The organism is Streptacidiphilus pinicola, assembly GCF_003258295.1.
GTDB classification, from domain to species: Bacteria; Actinomycetota; Actinomycetes; order Streptomycetales; family Streptomycetaceae; genus Streptacidiphilus; species Streptacidiphilus pinicola.
In genome coordinates, this window is record NZ_QKYN01000014.1 from 61,387 (window position 1) to 78,747 (window position 17,361).

At 70.6% G+C, this 17,361-nt stretch carries 15 protein-coding genes; 4 read left to right on the forward strand and 11 right to left on the reverse strand.

The features are described from left to right. Window positions 1-181: 181 nt before the first annotated feature. From DN069_RS03585 to DN069_RS03625, 10 genes are all read right to left on the reverse strand, one after another. Window positions 182-2,719, reverse strand: a complete 2,538-nt coding sequence (locus tag DN069_RS03585; protein WP_243638873.1) for a sensor histidine kinase — start codon at window positions 2,717-2,719, stop codon at window positions 182-184. 39 nt (window positions 2,720-2,758) lie between these two features. Further along, window positions 2,759-3,388, reverse strand: a complete 630-nt coding sequence (gene kdpC, locus DN069_RS03590; RefSeq protein WP_111499322.1) for a potassium-transporting ATPase subunit KdpC — start codon at window positions 3,386-3,388, stop codon at window positions 2,759-2,761. A 12-nt stretch (window positions 3,389-3,400) separates the two neighbouring features. Then, a complete protein-coding gene (gene kdpB / locus DN069_RS03595; protein ID WP_111499323.1) occupies window positions 3,401-5,512 on the reverse strand; it encodes a potassium-transporting ATPase subunit KdpB in 2,112 nt (703 codons plus the stop codon). Then, on the reverse strand, window positions 5,509-7,173 hold the full coding sequence (gene kdpA, locus DN069_RS03600) for a potassium-transporting ATPase subunit KdpA (protein ID WP_111499324.1): 1,665 nt from the start codon (window positions 7,171-7,173) through the stop codon (window positions 5,509-5,511). Before kdpA ends, kdpB begins: the two co-directional genes overlap by 4 nt. Next, window positions 7,173-7,262, reverse strand: a complete 90-nt coding sequence (gene kdpF, locus DN069_RS03605) for a K(+)-transporting ATPase subunit F (protein WP_111499325.1) — start codon at window positions 7,260-7,262, stop codon at window positions 7,173-7,175. The genes kdpA and kdpF (DN069_RS03605) overlap by 1 nt, the downstream gene beginning before the upstream one ends. Before the next feature lie 230 nt (window positions 7,263-7,492). Then, the gene (locus tag DN069_RS42765; protein WP_370103260.1) at window positions 7,493-7,567 is read right to left on the reverse strand and encodes a 50S ribosomal protein bL37; all 75 of its coding nucleotides are present in this window, start codon (window positions 7,565-7,567) and stop codon (window positions 7,493-7,495) included. A 56-nt stretch (window positions 7,568-7,623) separates the two neighbouring features. Next, entirely contained in the window at window positions 7,624-8,472 is an 849-nt protein-coding gene (locus DN069_RS03610; RefSeq protein ID WP_111499326.1) for an SDR family NAD(P)-dependent oxidoreductase, read from the reverse strand. A gap of 293 nt (window positions 8,473-8,765) precedes the next feature. Continuing rightward, the gene (locus DN069_RS03615) at window positions 8,766-9,464 is read right to left on the reverse strand and encodes a response regulator (RefSeq protein ID WP_111499327.1); all 699 of its coding nucleotides are present in this window, start codon (window positions 9,462-9,464) and stop codon (window positions 8,766-8,768) included. A 1-nt stretch (window position 9,465) separates the two neighbouring features. After that, a complete protein-coding gene (locus DN069_RS03620; protein ID WP_243638874.1) occupies window positions 9,466-12,045 on the reverse strand; it encodes an ATP-binding protein in 2,580 nt (859 codons plus the stop codon). 290 nt (window positions 12,046-12,335) lie between these two features. After that, a complete protein-coding gene (locus DN069_RS03625) occupies window positions 12,336-13,715 on the reverse strand; it encodes a hypothetical protein (RefSeq protein ID WP_111499329.1) in 1,380 nt (459 codons plus the stop codon). Window positions 13,716-14,411: 696 nt separating this feature from the next. Here DN069_RS03625 and DN069_RS03630 point away from each other — a divergent pair. Continuing rightward, window positions 14,412-15,842, forward strand: coding sequence for a DUF2254 domain-containing protein (locus DN069_RS03630; protein WP_111499330.1), 1,431 nt, complete (start codon window positions 14,412-14,414; stop codon window positions 15,840-15,842). Here the strand turns inward: DN069_RS03630 and DN069_RS03635 are convergent. Beyond that, window positions 15,808-16,005, reverse strand: coding sequence for a hypothetical protein (locus DN069_RS03635; protein ID WP_111499331.1), 198 nt, complete (start codon window positions 16,003-16,005; stop codon window positions 15,808-15,810). The genes DN069_RS03630 and DN069_RS03635 overlap by 35 nt on opposite strands. Before the next feature lie 247 nt (window positions 16,006-16,252). On the opposite strand from DN069_RS03635, the gene DN069_RS03640 reads away from it, so the two are divergent. The 3 genes from DN069_RS03640 to DN069_RS03650 form a co-directional block, all read left to right on the forward strand. Next, window positions 16,253-16,633, forward strand: a complete 381-nt coding sequence (locus DN069_RS03640; protein WP_111499332.1) for a DUF3592 domain-containing protein — start codon at window positions 16,253-16,255, stop codon at window positions 16,631-16,633. Between the two features lie 332 nt (window positions 16,634-16,965). After that, window positions 16,966-17,055 (forward strand): K(+)-transporting ATPase subunit F, encoded by a 90-nt coding sequence (gene kdpF / locus DN069_RS03645; RefSeq protein WP_111499333.1) that lies wholly within the window; start codon window positions 16,966-16,968, stop codon window positions 17,053-17,055. Then, window positions 17,055-17,361 (forward strand): potassium-transporting ATPase subunit KdpA (locus tag DN069_RS03650; protein WP_165845354.1); only part of this gene is annotated, 307 nt, incomplete at its 3' end. The genes kdpF (DN069_RS03645) and DN069_RS03650, both read left to right, overlap by 1 nt.

A 17,361-nucleotide genomic window follows, 5' to 3' on the forward strand; every position in this document is an offset into this window, starting at 1 on the left:
GAAACGCAGTATCGCTGCAGGTGGCGGGACATCTAGCCTGCGGTGCGTGCATCAGCCTCGAAGGCGCTGACAGCGATGCTTGGCCGCCCCGCTGTGAGCCTCAGCGGCATCCTCGCCGCTGACTGGCCACGGTCCGTACGGTCCTTGTCGCCTGAGCCAAGTGCCGTATCGAGCACGGAAATCAGCCCTCCCATGCGGGCAGGTCGAGGACCATCGTCAAGCCACCGCCCGGGGTGTCCTCCGGCGTGAGGGTGGCCCCCATGCATTCGGCGAAGCCGTGTGCGAGGGCGAGGTGCAGGGTGGTGCCCGCGCGGGAGCGGCCCTCGAAGGAGGGCACGGTGGGTTCGAACAGGCGGCCCGCCTCGCCCTCGCGGAGGCTGGGGCCGTGGTCGACCACGCGGAGTTCGACGCGCTCGCCGAGGGTGCTGCCGGAGACGACGACGTCCGAGCCGTCGGGGCAGTGGTCGATGGCGTCGGCGACGAGGTTGGCTAGGACGCGTTCGAGCAGGGCGGGGTCGGCCTCGACGGGAGGGATGTCGTCGAGGCTGCGCTGGCGCAGCAGTACCGGTCCGGGCAGCTCCTCGCGCACCGCGGCAAAGGTCGCGGACGGCTCGACACGATCCGGACGCGGGACCAGGGTGCCGGCGTGCAGGCGGCTCAGGTCGTGGAGGTCCTCGGCGAGTTGGGCGAGTCGTTCGAGCGAATCCTCGGCGATGTCGAGCAGCTGAGCCTGCCGGGCGGAGAGCGGGTCCTCGTCCTCACTGCGCAGGGCGCCGACGGCGGTGAGCGCCGCGGCGAGGGGGTCGCGCAGGTCGTGGCTGACGGCTGCGAGAAGCGCTGCGCGGGTGCGGTGGCTCTCCTGGGCGGGGACGGCCTCGGCGGCGGCGTGGGCAAGGCGGTCGCGGTCGAGCGCGGCGCGGACGTGGGCGGCGAAGGCGGTGAGGACCCGCCGGTCGGCGGCGGGCAGCGGGCGGCCACGAAGGACGAGCGCGGTGTCGTCGGTGACGGCCACCTCCTCGTCGGTCGCGCCGTGACGGGCGGAGCCGGCGGATGTGCCGGTCAGCGTGTCCGTGGCCAGGACGGTCTCGGCGCCGGACTGGTCGCGGGTGATCAGGGCGACGCGGTCCATGCCGAAAGTCTCACGCAGCCGGGTCAGCAGCGCCGGGATGGTCTCCTCGCCGCCGAGGACGTCGTGGGTGAGCACCGAGAGTGTCTCGGCCTCGGCGGTCGCCCGGGCCGCCCGTTGGGCCAGGAGCGTCGCGCGGTCGACGACCATGGCCACCACCAGCGCGACCGCGACGAAGGCGATCAGCGCCAGCACGTTGTTCGGCTCGGCGACGGTGAAGCGGTGGATCGGCGGGATGAAGTAGTAGTTGAGCAGTAGCGAGGCGGCGACCGAGGCCAGCAGCGCGGAGAGGATGCCGCCGAGCAGCGAGACGCCGACCACGACCGCGAGGAAGAGCAGGGTGTCGCTGGTCAGGTTGAGGCTGTGCCGGGCCTGGGTGAGCAGCAGCGTCATCAGCACCGGACCGGCCACCGCCGCGACGGGAGCGGCGAGTCGGCGTGCTCTTCGACGGGAGGACAGCAGGCGGGCCGCGTCACGGCCGCGTCCGGCCGCCTCGTGGGTGACCATGTGGACGTCGATGTCGCCGGACAGGGCGACTGTCGTCTCACCGATCCCCGTCCCGGTGAGGGTGCGACTGAGCCGTCCCCGGCGGCTGGTGCCGAGCACCAGCTGCGTGGCGTTCTCCGCGCGGGCGAAGTCCAACAGGGCGGTGGGGATGTGGTCGCCGACGACGAAGTGGTAGCTGCCGCCGATGCTCTCCACCAGTTGCCGTTGCGCGGCGAGCGCAGCCGGGGAAGCCTCCGTCAGCCCGTCCGTACGCGCGACGTGGACGGCGAGCAGTTCCCCGCCCGCCGAGCGCGCGGCGATGCGGGCGGCACGGCGGATCAGCGTCTCACCCTCGGGTCCGCCCGTGAGCGCGACGACGACGCGTTCCTTGGTCTCCCACACGCCGCCGATGCCGTGCTCGGCGCGGTAGCGCTGCAGGCCCTCGTCGACGCGGCCGGCGACCCAGAGCAGTGCGAGTTCCCGCAGCGCGGTCAGGTTGCCGACGCGGAAGTAGTTCGACAGCGCGGCGTCGACCTTCTCCGGCCCGTAGACGTTGCCGTGGACCATGCGGCGGCGCAGGCCCTCCGGGGGCATGTCGACGAGCTCGATCTGGTCGGCTCGGCGCACGACCTCGTCGGGGACGGTCTCGCGCTGAGGCACGCCGGTGATCTTCTGGACGACGTCGTTGAGTGACTCCAGGTGCTGCACGTTGACCGTGGTGAGCACGTCGATGCCGGCCGCGAGCAGCTCCTCGACGTCCTGCCAGCGCTTGGCGTGTCTGCCGCCGGGGATGTTGGTGTGCGCGAGCTCGTCGATGACGGCGACCTCGGGTCGGCGGGCGAGGATTGCGTCGGTGTCCATTTCGGTGAAGTGCGAGCCCCGGTACTCGCGTTCGAGGCGCGGCACGGCCTCCAGGCCGGTCAGCCGCTCCTCCGTGCGGGCGCGGCCGTGGGACTCGACCAGACCGACGACCACGGCCGTGCCGCGTGCGGCGCGGCGGTGGGCCTCGTCGAGCATCCGGAAGGTCTTGCCGACTCCGGGCGCCGCGCCGAGGTAGACCTTGAGACGGCCCGGCACGGACCGGACGTGGGCGCGGGGCTCGGTCACGGCGGTCTCCCGTCTGCTGCCCGGTTCGGGAACGGTCCGTCAGCCGAGGCGGGCGAGGGCCAGGTTGAGGGCGACCACGTTCACACGCTGCTGTCCGAGGAAGCCGAGGACACGTCCGTCGACGTGGTCGGCGACGAGGGCGCGGACCGTTGCAACCGGCAGCCGACGGCTGTGCGCGACGCGGTTGACCTGCTCATAAGCGTAAGCAGGCGAGATGTCCGGGTCGAGGCCCGACCCGCTGCCGGTGACGGCGTCCGGAGGCACGGAGGAAGGCCTGACGCCGTCGAACAGCGCGATGGCGAGGCGGCGTGCCTGGACGGTCTTCGTCAGCCCGGTGTCGTTCGGGCCGAGGTTGGAGGCGCCCGAGGCGGTGGGGTCGTAGCCGTCCGCGCCGGCGGCGGAGGGGCGCGGCTGGAACCAGCGCGGGTCGGGGACGGACGGGGCCTTGGGATCGATCCGGCGCAGCGTGAAGTTCTGCCCGAGCAGGCTTGAGCCGACGACCCGGCCGTTCAGTCTGACCTGTGAGCCGTTGGCCTGGCCGGGGAAGATCAGTTCGCCGATGCCGGTGATCAGCAGGGGGTAGGCGATGCCGCAGATCACCGTGAAGACCAGCAGCAGGCGCAGCCCCGTCAGGTGCAGCCGGACCAGTGGGGGGAGAGGTTTCGCCATGACCTGCTCCTTTCAGTGGAGTCCGGGGATGAACTGGACGATGAGGTCGATGATCTTGATGCCGACGAAGGGCAGGATGAGCCCGCCCACGCCGTAGACGCCGAGGTTGCGGCGCAGCAGCGAGGAAGCCGAGGACGGCTTGTAGCGCACGCCGCGCAGGGCGAGCGGGATCAGGCCGATGATGATCAGGGCGTTGAAGATGATCGCCGAGGTGATCGCGGACTTGGGGGAGTGCAGGCCCATGATGTTCAGGTGGCTCAGGCCCGGATAGACGCTGGCGAACATGGCCGGGATGATCGCGAAGTACTTCGCGACGTCGTTGGCGATGGAGAAGGTGGTCAGTGCGCCTCGGGTGATGAGGAGCTGCTTGCCGATCTCGACGATCTCGATGAGCTTGGTCGGGTTGGAGTCCAGGTCCACCATGTTCCCGGCCTCCTTGGCGGCCGAGGTCCCGGTGTTCATGGCCACGCCCACGTCCGCCTGCGCGAGTGCAGGGGCGTCGTTGGTGCCGTCGCCGGTCATCGCGACGAGCTTGCCGCCCGCCTGCTCCTGGCGGATCATCGCCATCTTGTCCTCGGGAGTGGCCTCGGCGAGGTAGTCGTCGACGCCGGCCTCGTCGGCGATCGCGGCGGCCGTCAGCGGGTTGTCACCCGTGATCATGACCGTCTTGATGCCCATCGCCCGCAGGTCGTCGAAGCGCTCCTTGATGCCGTGCTTGACGACGTCCTTGAGGTAGATGACCCCGAGGACGCGGGCGGGTTCCGCGCCGGGCTTCTCGGCGACGACGAGCGGCGTGCCGCCGAGGTTGGAGATCCGGTCCACGACCTCGTCCAGCGCCGTGTCGGCCTGGCCGCCGTGGTCGCGGACCCAGGTGGCGACGGAGCCTGCGGCGCCCTTGCGGGTGGCGTGCACCCCGGCGGGTTCGGCGAGGTCGACGCCGGACATGCGGGTCTGGGCGGTGAACTCGATCCAGGTGGCGTGCTCCAGCTCGCCCTGGTGGCGGGCGCGCAGGCCGTACTTCTCCTTGGCCAGGACCACGATGGAGCGCCCCTCGGGCGTCTCGTCCGCGAGCGAGGAGAGCTGGGCGGCGTCCGCGAGCCTGTTCACGTCGACGTTCCCGACCGGCAGGAACTCGGCGGCCTGGCGGTTGCCGAAGGTGATGGTGCCGGTCTTGTCGAGCAGCAGGGTGGAGACGTCGCCCGCGGCCTCGACGGCGCGGCCGGACATCGCCAGTACGTTGCGCTGGACCAGGCGGTCCATGCCCGCGATGCCGATCGCGGAGAGCAGCGCGCCGATGGTGGTCGGGATCAGTGCGACGAGCAGCGCGACGAGGACCACGATGGTCTGCTCGGCGCCCGCGTAGGCGGCCATGGGCTGCAGGGTCACAACGGCGAGCAGGAAGACGATCGTCAGGGACGCCAGGAGGATGTTGAGTGCGATCTCGTTCGGCGTCTTCTGTCGCGCGGCGCCCTCGACGAGGGCGATCATGCGGTCGATGAAGGTCTTGCCCGGCTCGGAGGTGATCTTCACGACGATGCGGTCCGACAGGACCTTGGTGCCGCCCGTGACAGCAGAGCGGTCACCACCGGACTCGCGGATGACGGGCGCGGACTCACCGGTGATCGCCGACTCGTCCACCGAGGCGACGCCCTCGACGACGTCGCCGTCACCGGGGATGATCTGACCGGCCTCGACGACCACGAAGTCGCCGAGGTGAAGCTCCGTCGCAGCGACCTCTTCTTCCGGCACGTCGGCCGCGCCGGGTGCCCAGGAGCCGACAACACGGCGGGCCATGGTGTCGGTGCGGGTCTTGCGCAGCGTGTCGGCCTGCGCCTTGCCTCGGCCCTCGGCCACGGCCTCGGCCAGGTTGGCGAAGACGACGGTCAGCCAGAGCCACGCGGTGATCACCCAGGCGAAGACGCTGCTGTGCCGGATCGCCGCGTAGGTGGTGAGCAGCGAGCCGATCTCCACGACGAACATGACCGGGTTGCGCACCATCACCCGCGGGTCGACCTTGCGCAGGGCGTCCGGGAGGGATTCCAGGAGCTGCTTGGGGTCCATCAGCCCGCCGGAGACGCGGTGGGCCTCGTGGTCGGGCGCCTGGTCGGGGGTGGTGGCGCTCATTTGTGCAGGCCTTCCGCAAGCGGTCCGAGGGCCAGGGCCGGGAAGTAGGTGAGCCCGACGACGATCAGAACAACGCCGGACAGCATCCCGACGAAGAGCGGGTCGTGGGTGTGGAGCGTGCCGGCCGTGCTCGGGATGGGCTTCTGCCGGGCCAGCGAACCGGCCAGGGCCAGCACGAACACCATCGGCAGGAACCGGCCGAAGAGCATCACCAGGCCGAGCGTGGTGTTCCACCAGTCGCTGGTGACGGTCAGTCCGGCGAAAGCGGAGCCGTTGTTGTTGGCGGCGGAGGTGAAGGCGTAGAGGACTTCGGTGAAGCCGTGTGCGCCGCTGTTCAGCATCGCCGCGCGTTCGGCCTTGAAGGACATCGCCACGCCCGTGCCGATCAGCACGATGGCCGGGGTAGTGAGGATGTAGAGGGAGGCGAACTTCATCTCCCGCGCGCTGAGCTTCTTGCCCAGGTACTCGGGCGTGCGGCCGACCATCAGGCCCGCCACGAAGACCGTGACGATCGCCAGGACCAGGATGCCGTAGAGGCCGGACCCGGTGCCGCCCGGGGCGATCTCACCGAGCATCATGTCGAAGACGGCGATGCCGCCGCCGAGCGGCGTGAGCGAGTCGTGGGCCGCGTTGACGGCGCCGGTCGAGGTCAGCGTGGTGGAGCTGGCGAAGAGGGAGCTCGCGGCGATGCCGAGGCGGACCTCCTTGCCTTCCATCGCCCCGCCCGCCGCCTGGAGCGCGGTGCCGTGGTGCTGCCACTCGAAGAACGTCATCAGGCTCGCGGAGACCACCCAGTAGAGGGTCATCACCGAGACGATGGCGTAGCCCTGGCGGTTGTCGCCGACCATGCGGCCGAAGGTGCGCGGCAGCGCGAACGAGATGACGAGGAGAAGGTAGATCTCCAGCCAGTTGGTCCAGGCAGTGGGGTTCTCGAAGGGATGGGCCGAGTTGGCGTTGTAGAAGCCGCCGCCGTTGGTGCCGAGCTCTTTGATGACCTCCTGCGAGGCCACCGGACCGCCCGGCAGCGACTGCGTGCCGCCTGCAATGGTGTGGATCGTCTGCGCGGCGTGCAGGTTCTCCACGACGCCTGAGGCGACCAGGACGACGGCGAAGACCAGCGAGACGGGCAGCAGCAGCCGGACGAGGAGCCGGGTGAGGTCGACCCAGAAGTTGCCGACCCGGTCGGTCTCGGTGCGGGTGAACCCGCGGATCAGCGTCGCGACGACCGCGATGCCCACAGCAGCAGACAGGAAGTTCTGCACCGCCAGGCCCGCCATCTGCACCAGGTGGCCCATCGTCTGCTCACCGGAGTACGACTGCCAGTTGGTGTTCGTGACGAAGGAGGCCGCGGTGTTCCAGGCGGTCGGCGCCGGAACGGCCGGGAAGCCGAGGGAGAGCCACAGGTGGTTCTGGATCCGCTGGAAGAGGTAGAGAAAGAGCACCGAGATCGCCGAGAAGGCGAGCACGCTGCGCAGGTAGGCGTACCAGGTCTGGTCGGCAGCCGGGTCCACGCCGATGAGCTTGTAGAGGGGCCGCTCGACACGCAGGTGCCGGGGGCCGGTGAGGATGCGGGCGATGTAGTCGCCGAGCGGGCGGTAGGACGCGGCCAGGGCCGCGACCAGCAACAGCGCCTGGAGGAACCCGGCCAGGGTCGGGTTCATCAGAAGCGTTCCGGCATGATCAGGGCGGCGATCAGGTAGCCGACCAGCGCCACGGCCGCGATCAGACCCACGATGTTGTCGGCGTTCACAGCTTCAGCACCCCTCGGGCGATGAGTGCGAGCGCGCCGAACACGCCCACGGTGACGGCAACGAAGATCACGTCGGCCATGTCCACAGCCCCGCACTTCGACTCGGTCCGGGGTACCGGTGCCCGGATCAGAACCGCATCCGTCACCGGCCGTGCCGGACCGCAAACGGTGACGGTCCGGGATTCGCCCTTTGGGGCCCATCCCGGACCGTCACAGCTGCACAGGCTCCGTCAGGAACCGGCACGCTTGCCGTGGTTGCCTGCCTTCTTGCGGCGGTCGTGCTTCTTGCGGGCGCGCTTGGACATCTCTTCGGGGTTCCTTGTGATCGTCGGTGGTTGCTGGAAGGCGGTGTGGTGCACCTTCAGACGGCGGAGACGGCGGGCTCGGGCGCGGCCGTCAGCTTCTCGCTGAGCTTGAGCAGGCGGTCGACCGAGCGCTTCTCGCTCACCTGCTGCCCGGTCGGGGCGATCTCCAGGCCCTCGTAGTAGCCGCCGTTGACGACCTCGAACCCCGGCTCGCACAGCCGCACGACGGTCTCGGCGACCTCGCCGGACGGGTGGCCGACCGTGCCGTAGAGCGGGCGGGTCGCGGTCTCGGCCACGCCCGGGTGCACGGTCACGGCGGTGTGTCCGGCCGGAAGGTACGGGGCGAGAGAGCTGATGAAGGTGGTGAGCGCCAGCTTGGACTGCCCGTAGGCGGCGATCCGGGAGTACCGCTTGGCGCGGGTCAGGTCGGTCCAGTCGATGTTGGCGGTGCGGTGCAGGGACGAACCCAGCGCGACGACGCGGGTGTCGGTGCCGCGCGCGAGGGGGCGCTCCAGGAGGCGGGTGAGCAGGTAGGGAGCCAGGTAGTTGACCTGGAAGCTCAGCTCGTTGCCCTCCTCGGTCAGGGTGCGCCGCTCCGGGGCGGCGATGCCGGCGTTCAGCACCAGCAGGTCGAGCCGCTCGTGGTGCTCCGTCAGCTGCTCGGCGAGTGTCCGCACCTGGTCCAGGTGGCGGAAGTCGGCGACGGCCTGTTCGAGGCGCCCGCCCGGCGCGCCGAGCTCGGTGAGGGCGGCGACGGCAGTGTCGGTGTTCTGCGCGGTCTGCCCGTGCACGATGACGCGGGCGCCGCCTCGGGCGAGGCGCAGGGCGGTCTGCAGGCCGAGTCCGTTGGTGGCGCCGGTGACGAGCGCGGTGCGGCCGGCGAAGGCGAAGGTGTCAGTGGACACGTCGATCCATTCGGAAAGGATGGGGTTGAATCCACGCAGGCGTCAGCGGGCGTGGATCTGGGGGCGCGAGGGCGCTGCCGTGCAGCGTCAGCGCGCGCGATGAGGCGGACGGTCCTCGAGCCGAGCCAAGGCCACGGCGGAGCAGCCCGGCGCGGTGACCGCGCGGACGAGGCTGCAGAGGAGGTCCATGCGCACCATTCCAGCGGGGCGGATGCCCTGACGACAAGGGCTCGCACGGAGCCCTGACGCCGGAGATATGTCCGGGATGCGTTTCTTGATCTCGGCTTAGCGGCTCAGGGCTGGTACCGGTAGCCCATGCCCGGCTCGGTGATCAGGTGCCGCGGGCGTGAGGGGTCGGTTTCGAGCTTGCGGCGCAGCCCGGTGAAGTAGACCCGAAGGTAGTTGGTGTTGCTCTCGTGCCCCGGTCCCCAGACGCTGTTCAGCAGGTGACCGGCGGTCACCAGGCGTCCGGGGTGCTGCAGCAGGACGGCGAGGATCTTCCACTCCGTCGGCGTGAGCCGCACCGTCGGCGGCTCGGCCCCTTCATCGTCGGTGCGGTGAATGGTGTGGCTGACGAGGTCGACGGTCCAGGGGCCGATCACGCCGCTGACGCCGCCGACGGAGCCCTCTGCGGTCGGGCGCCGCAGGGCGGCGCGAAGGCGTGCGAGCAGCTCGTTCATGGCGAACGGCTTGGTCACGTAGTCGTCCGCGCCCGCGTCGAGCGCGGCGACCTTCTCCGTCGCGTCCGCGCGGCCGGACAGCACGATGACCGGGACGCTGGACCAGGTCCGCACCGTCTGGATCACCTTGACCCCGTCCATGTCCGGGAGCCCGAGGTCCAGGAGGATCGCGTCAGGCGTGGAGCGGGCGGCTTCGCGGATCGCCTCGGCGCCGTCGGCCGCCGTGGTGACGGTGTACTTGCGGGCCTGGAGGTTGATCTTCAGGGCCCGGAGCATCTGGGGCTCGTCGTCGACGACCAGGATCTGGGTCACGTCAGTGCATCTCCTCGGAGAGGGAGGCCTGGTCCAGGCCGTTCGGGACGGGCAGTTCCTCCTCATCGTCGAGGAGGTGGGCCGGGAGGGTGAGGACCATCGTCAGGCCGCCGCCCGGCGTGTCCTCGGGGGTGAGGGTGCCGCCCATCGCTTCGGTAAGGCCGCGGGCCAAGGCGAGGCCGAGACCGACGCCGTTGATGTTGTCGGTGTCGCCGAGCCGTTGGAAGGGCTGGAAGACCCGTTCCCTGGCATCCTCGGGCAGGCCGGGGCCGCGGTCGACGACGCGGATCTGCACCAGGTCCCCCAGCGCGCTGGCGGAGACCAGCAGGGGCGAGCCGGGGGCGTGGCGCATCGCGTTGGAGACCAGGTTCGCGACGACGCGCTCCAGCAGCGGCCCGTCGGCCAGCACGGGCGGGACCTGGTCGAGGCCGTGCACCTCCACCGGCTCCGGCGGAGCGGCCAGCGAGCCCAGCGCACCAGACCAGACGTCCTCGAGAGCGGTGGGGCCGAGGTCGAGAGTGAGGGCGCCGGCCTGGAGGCGGCTCATGTCGAGCAGGTTCTCCACCAGCGAGGAGAGCCGGCCGAGCGATTCCTCGGCGGTGAGCAGCAGGTCGGCCTGCTCCTCGGCGGTGAACTCGACGTCGTCGCTGCGCAGACTGGAGACGGACGCGAGCGCGACGGCGAGCGGGGTGCGCAGGTCGTGGCTGACGGCGGCGAGGAGCGCCGTGCGCAGGCGGTCCGCGGCCTTGACCGGCTCGACCTCCGCAGCGACCTCGGCCAACCGGGTGCGCTCCAGGGCCACCTGGACGTGCGCGGCGAAGGCGGCCAGCACGCGTCGGTCCGAGGCGGGCAGCGGACGCCCGTGCAGGACCAGCGCGGCGTCGCTGCCCAATGGCATGACCTCGACGCCCGCCTCGGGCTGCGGGACGCCGTCGACGAGCTCGACGCTGTCCATGCCGAACGTCTCCCGGAGCCGGTCCAGCAGGGCGGGGATGGCCTGGTCGCCGCGCAGGACGCTGCCCGCGAGCGCGGACAGCGTCTCCGCCTCGGCCGTGGCCCGTGCCGCTCGGCGGGAGAGCTTCCTCGCGGTGTCGACAATGCCGGCCACCACGATCGCGACGATCGCGAACACCCCGAGCGCCAGCACGTTGTTGGGCTGGGCGATGGTGAACTCGTGGATCGGCGGGATGAAGTAGTAGTTCAGCAGAACGGAGGCGACCAGGGAGGCGACGAGCGCCGAGGCGATGCCGCCGAGCAGTGAGATGCCGACGACGAGGGCCAGAAAGAGCAGGGTGTCGCTGGTGAGGTTGACGGCGCCGCGGGTCTGGGTGAGCACGAGGGTGAGCAGCGGTGGCAGGAGCAGCCCACTGACCAGGCCCGCCCAACGCCGGGCCTTCGACCGTCCCTCGGGGGTGGCTTGGTTGGTCTTCGTGACGAACGGGAGCCGGGCGCGCCCGGACTGTTCGTGCGTGACCATGTGGACGTCGATGTCGCCGGAGAGCTCGATCGTCGTCTCGCCGATGCCGCGGCCCGCGGTGAGCGCGCGGCGCAGCGCACTGCGGCGGCTGGTGCCGAGCACCAACTGGGTGGCGTTGGAGGCGCGGGCGAAGTCGAGCAGCGCGACGGGGATGTTGTCGCCGACCACTGAGTGGAAGGTCCCACCGAGTTGCTCGACCAACTGCCGCTGGGCGGCCAGCGCGGCCGGGTTGGCGTCGGCGAGGCCGTCGCTGCGGGCGACGTGCACGGCCAGCAGCGAGTCGCTGCCGGCGCGGTCGGCGATGCGGGCCGCGCGGCGGATCAGGGTCTCGCCCTCAGGGCCGCCGGTGAGCGCGACCACGACGGTCTCGCGCGTTTCCCAGACCTTGCGGATGTCGTGTTCGGCCCGGTAGCGGCGCAGTCCTTCGTCGACGCGGCCGGCGAGCCAGAGGAGGGCGAGTTCGCGCAGGGCGGTGAGGTTGCCGACGCGGAAGTAGTTGGAGAGCGCGGCGTCGACCTTCTCGGCGGCGTAGACGCTGCCGTGCGCCATGCGACGGCGCAAGCCCTCGGGGGCCATGTCGACCAGCTCGATCTGGTCGGCGCGGCGGACGACCTCGTCGGGGACGGTCTCCCGCTGCGGCACGCCGGTGATCTTCTGGACGACGTCGTTGAGCGATTCGAGGTGCTGGACGTTGACGGTGGTCAGCACATCGATGCCGGCGTCGAGGATGTCATCGATGTCCTGCCAGCGCTTGGTGTGACGGCCGCCGGGGATGTTGGTGTGCGGCAGCTCGTCCACGACGGCGACCTCGGGTCGCCGTGCGATGACCGCGTCCGTGTCGAGCTCGGTGAACCGGGCGCCGCGGTACTCGCGTTCGAGCCGGGGCAGTACATCCAGGCCTTCGAGCATCTGCGCGGTGCGCGGACGGCCGTGGGTCTCGACGAAGGCGACGACGACGTCCGTGCCGCGTTCGGCGCGGCGGTGGGCCTCGTCGAGCATCTTGTAGGTCTTTCCGACGCCCGGGGCCGAGCCGAGGAAGACCTTGAGGATGCCCCGGCAGCGGCCGCCTTTCCTGGCCGGGGACTGCGGTGTCGGCGACGCCACGACCTCAACTCCGTTCTCCGGCCCACGGTGTGGGGCAGGACGTGTCGCAACGGTCCGGCCGCGCGCCCTGCGCGGCCGGACCTCTGTGGGGGTGCACTCCGATGGCCGAGCCCGGTGAGCGCGAGGTCGAGCACGAGGGCGTCGACCCGAGACTCGCCGAGGAAGCCGGTCAGGCGGCATGGCCAGCAAACCGCCTGATGGCAGGCGTTACGCATCCCTTAACGGCTCCCATGCGGCCGCCGTGGGAACCTTCACGTTCTCTTAGCGCGCCGGGTCGATCGCCTGGCCGCTCAGCCCCGGAACTCGGCCAGACGCGGACGCACCCCGACCAGGCACAGCAACAGGGCAAGGCCGATCGCGGCGATCAACAACGGTATCCGGGAGGAGAGCTCTCCGCGGCCGTCCTTGACGCCCTGGTCGTAGGCGGAGCTGTTGATGCCGATCAGCTTCTGCAGGGCGGAGTCGTGTTCGGCGAAGGCCGCGTTCGACGCGCCGGGCGCGTAGCTGGTTCCGAAGGCGATGGCCTGGTCGAGCTTGCCGCTGTCCGCAAGTGCGCGGATGGTGCGGTCGTCGCGCTCGTAGACCTGGTAGGCGGCCAGGGTCTGCTCGGCCGCCGCCCGCTCGCCGGTGAAGGTGATGTTGTGGAACTCGGTGCCGTAGAAGCCGCCGAAGCGCACGTCGGCGTGGTCGGCTCGGTACGCGGTGACCGCAGCCGCAAGCGCCGTGTCGTAGCTGCTGATCGAGGCGCCCGACAGCGTGAGGATCTGCTGGCTCTCGGTCTCGAACGCGTCCTGGTACTGGGCGGCGCGGCCTGGATCCAGCAGGTATCGGCTTTCGTCCGCGTTCGCGTCGTAGGCGACCGCGCGCGCACGGCTGAGTGCGACGACAGAGTCGAACGCGTCGCGCCGGGCGTAGCGCAGGTGCTCGCGCTCGTCCGCCCACATGCTGCCCGCGAGGCCCGTGAACACGACCACGAGCAGCGTCGCCGCCGCGAGAGCCGGGTTGACCAGGCGCCGGAAGCGCCCGGCGAGCCAGATCTGCAGGCCGATCAGGGCGGCCAGGAGCGCGACGCCGAGGGCGACCGTCCACCACAGGGCCGTGCCGAGCACGGAGCGCTCGGTGTCGTAGGTGTGGTTGTAGGCGTCGTTGTTCGCCTGCACGAGCCGGTCCGCGGCCGGGAGCAGCGTGGTGCGCATGAGGTCGGTGGCCTGCCGGTAGTCCGCCACGGCGGACGGGTCGGGGTGGCCGGCGGGGCGATGGGCCGCGTCGTTGAGTGCCAGCGCGCGGCCGTCCAGGTCCTGGTAGCGACCCATGCCGTCGAGCACGTCCTGGAGAGCGTGCTGCACGTTCGCGTTGCCGGCCGCGTCCAGCGTCGCCCGTTGCAGGTCCCGGTCGGCGGTGGTGCGGTCGGCTGTGTACGCGGACAGGGCCGCGGTGCGCTGGCCGGCCAGCGATCCGTCAGCGCCGAACATGATCAGGTTGGCGCTCTGCCCGTCCAGGTCGGTGAGTGCCTGGTACAGCCCGGCGGCGTCCACGACCTGGGGCGCCTGCTGGTCGCCGATGGTGGACCAGGCGCTCTGAGCCCCGACAGCCGTGGTGAGTCCGACGGCTCCCAGGACCGTGGTCAACAGCAGGCAGCCGGTGGTGAACCAGCGCAGGCGTGACGGCACGGTGCGTGGCCGCAGTCGCTGGAGTCGTGCAGACCGCGGGCGCCTCGAAGCACTTGCTACGGGCGTGATCCGCTCTCTGCTGGATGTCAGGGTCTCGTCGCCGACAGTGGCCATCGCCGCGCACATTTCCTTCCGCGAGCCGCGACGCGCGCGACCCCACCCCGTTCCGGGCCGTCCCCGGTGATGCGAACGAACACTCTGCCGAGGTGCGCGGGAGTGCAGCGGGGTCCCTGACGAGCCCCTGACGCGGAGGGTCGAGAACTTGGCACTTTCTTAGCCCGGCTCTGACCTGCACGATCGGACGGCATCAAGGAGATGTCAGAGTTCACCGGCCCGGCGCCAAGGGAGCGTCAGGGTCTTCCGAGATCGCCCGCTGACCCAGGTAGCTTGTTCGACCGGGGGACCGGCTCGAAAACTCGTGGGGAGCAGAAGAGCCGGGATGCTTTCCGGTGACGGTCGAGGTCGGCAAGGCCCCTGACCGCCACCTGGCGGGAGAGCAGGCGCAAGGGCACGTGGTCGGGGACGGCCGCGTGCCCTTGCTGCGTTGCCGGGTTCTCCGTGATCGTGATCCCGACGTGCGGTCCGTGCCGCTAGGCTCGCGACAAGGAGCGCCGGGAAGTCTGGTCGGCACTGCGCGCGGCACCGCTCAGGAGGCGGACGAGAGCCGTCGCGCCGCGACGTGCGAGGTGGCCGCAGGTGTTCTCACGTCATGGGTTCCGTGTCCACGACTGGCGCCGGGAGCGGTTGCGCACCAACCTGTGGGTCGTGCCCGCCCTCGAGGCGGCCGTCGCCGTGGTGTTGTTCGGCGCGACGCTCAAGGCCGACTGGGCCGCGTACCAGGGCCACCTGCGGTTGCCCTCCTGGGTGTTGAGCGGGAGCGCGGACGGCGCCAGACAGGTGCTGAGCACCATCGCGGCGGCGATCATCACCGTCGCCGGTCTGGTCTTCTCGATCACCATCGTGGCGCTGACCCTCGCCTCGACGCAGTTCGGCCCGCGGATGCTGCGCAACTTCATCCGCGACCGCGGCACGCAGCTCACGCTCGGCACCTTCGTGGCGACGTTCCTTTACTCGGTGCTGGTTCTGGTCGCGGTGAGCCCCGGGCCGCACGGGGACTTCGTGCCGCACCTGTCGGTGACGGTCGCGCTGGCGCTGACCCTCGCCGACCTCGCGATGCTGATCTACTTCATCCACCACATCGCCCGCGCGATCCAACTCCCGCACGTCATCGCCGATATCGCCGCGGAGCTGGCCCGCGCCATCGAGACCGAGGGTCGTGAGGACGCAACCGGTGTGGGCGGGCGGCAGCGCGGGCTGTCGCCGCGCGAGCTGATCGAGAGGTGCGCGACCTCCGCGCCCGTGCGCACGCCCGCCTCCGGGTACCTGCAGTACCTGCGGCACGACCGGCTGATCGCGATCGCCCACGAGGCGAACGCCGTGGTCCACTTGCTCTACCGGCCCGGTCACTTCCTGGTCGCGGGCAGCCCCTTGGCGCGGGTCTGGCCGGCGGAGGCGGCTCCGAAGGTGGCGGCGGGACTGGAGCGCGGGCAAGTCACCGGCCCCTATCGGACGTTGACCCAGGACATCTCCTTCGGCATCGACCAACTCGTCGAGATCGCGATACGTGCCCTGTCGCCCGCCGTCAACGACACGTTCACCGCGCTGACCTGCATCGACTGGCTGGGGGAGTGCCTGGGCCGGATCGGCCCCGGCTGGCATTCGCGTCGGGTCCACCGAGACGCCGAGGGGTACGTCCGCCTGATCGCCGACCAGGCCTCCTACGAGCGGCTGGTGCAGCGGTCCTTCGAGAAGATCAGGCAGGCGGGCGTCGGCATGCCGGCAGTGATGATCCGTCAGTTGGACGCGCTCATCAAGGTAATGGAGCGCACCGAGGACCCGGACCGCCGCGCCCTGCTGGTCGGGCAGGCCGAGCTGATCGCGGCCTCCTGCGCAGCCTCCGTGCCGGAGGCGGCCGACCGTGAGGATGTGCTCCGGCGGCACCGGGTGCTGCTGGAGTTGGCCAAGACTCCGGGGGGAGAGGTGGGTGCGGTGGAGGGCTCGGTCGAGTCGGAGGCCGCGACCGAGCCCTACTTCATGCCGCTGCCGGAGCCCGGAGGCGCGCGGTGAAGGCGGCGACCGCTGTGAGCGCGGCTGCCGCGCAGCCTTCGGCCGCGGCTTCCGAGGCGGCCGCCCGGCGCAGCAGCGCCGAGTCGCCGACACGGTCGCGCACGCCGACGACGACACGCGGGGTCTGCGTCGTCGAGTTCTGAGCTGTCGACGTCTGGACCATGGCACACGCTTCTTTCTCACTGCGGCGCGATCGGCCGTCTGTCCGTCCGGAGGCCAGACTTTCAGTCAATGCCGGTGCCCTTCGCGGAGCCAGGGTCATTGACGCGTTCCGTATGCGTGGACTCCGGTCCTTGACGCCGCCCTGACCCGGCGCGTCATCCGATGTTCGACACCGGCGCAGACTGGGCAGAGGGGGGACGCCGGAGGACGGATCGGTGCTCCGCGGCAGGCTCGGCAGAGAGGGAGCGATGGGCGGCACCGGCGGGATCGTGACGGCTGTGTTCCTCGGCATCGGCGGCCTGGCGGCGTACCTCGCGGGCGTCTCCGGGCTGGTCGAGGCACGACGGATCAGACGTGACGGGCACAGGGTCCGCGCCCTCGTCCGCACGCGTCCGGGAGCGACCCGTCCGCTGCTGCAGTTCACCACCGAGGACGACCGCGAGCTGGTCATGGAGGTCTACGGCCCTGCGGGCCTGCCGGAGGGGCAGGAGGTCTGGCTGCGGTACGACCCCGCCGATCCCCGCGAGATCCTGGTCGAAGGCCATGAGGGCCGGGGGCGTGAGCGCGCCTTCGTCGCACTGGGCGTGACCGCCGTACTGGCGGCGCTCGCGGTACTGGCAACCACGTGAGCCGACTCCCGTGAACGGCGCGGGCGTCGCAGGGGTTCCGTTCGCCGGTCTCGTTCGGATCTCGGAGGTCTCGGACCGGTCTCGACCCCGCTAAGGCAGTGTTCAGGTTCCCGCAGGGGGCGCATACGTGGCGTCAAGGTTGCCCGGGACCCTCCCTCACATGCGCTTTCCTTTCCGTGCTGCCGTCGGCGGCACCCACCGGGACGTCTCTCGGGTCGGGTCGGAGCTCTCGTTCTCTGGGGTGCGATTCCCGTGCAGGACATTTTCTTTGTGGGGGTGACGGTCGTGGTGTTCGCGGTCATCGCCCTGATCGTCAAGGGGGTGGAGCGGCTGTGAGCGCTGACAACATCGTCGGGTTGATCGTGTCGGTCCTCCTGGTCGGCTACCTCGTCGCGGCTCTGATCCGTCCGGAGAAGTTCTAGTGAACGCTACTGCTGCGGGCTTTCTGCAGGCCTTCGCCCTGGTGGCGCTGCTGGCCCTGTCCTACCGGCCGCTGGGCGACTACATCGCCTACGTGCTCACCACGCGCAAGCACTGGCGTGCCGAGCGCGGCATCTACAAGCTGATCGGCGTCGACGGCGACGCGGAGCAGACCTGGCCGGCATACCTGCGCTCGGTCCTGGCCTTTTCTTTCATATCCGTGCTCTTCCTCTACGGCTTCCAGAGACTGCAGGAGCACCTGTGGCTCTCGCTGGGCTTCCCGGCGGTCTCGCCGTCGATGGCGTGGG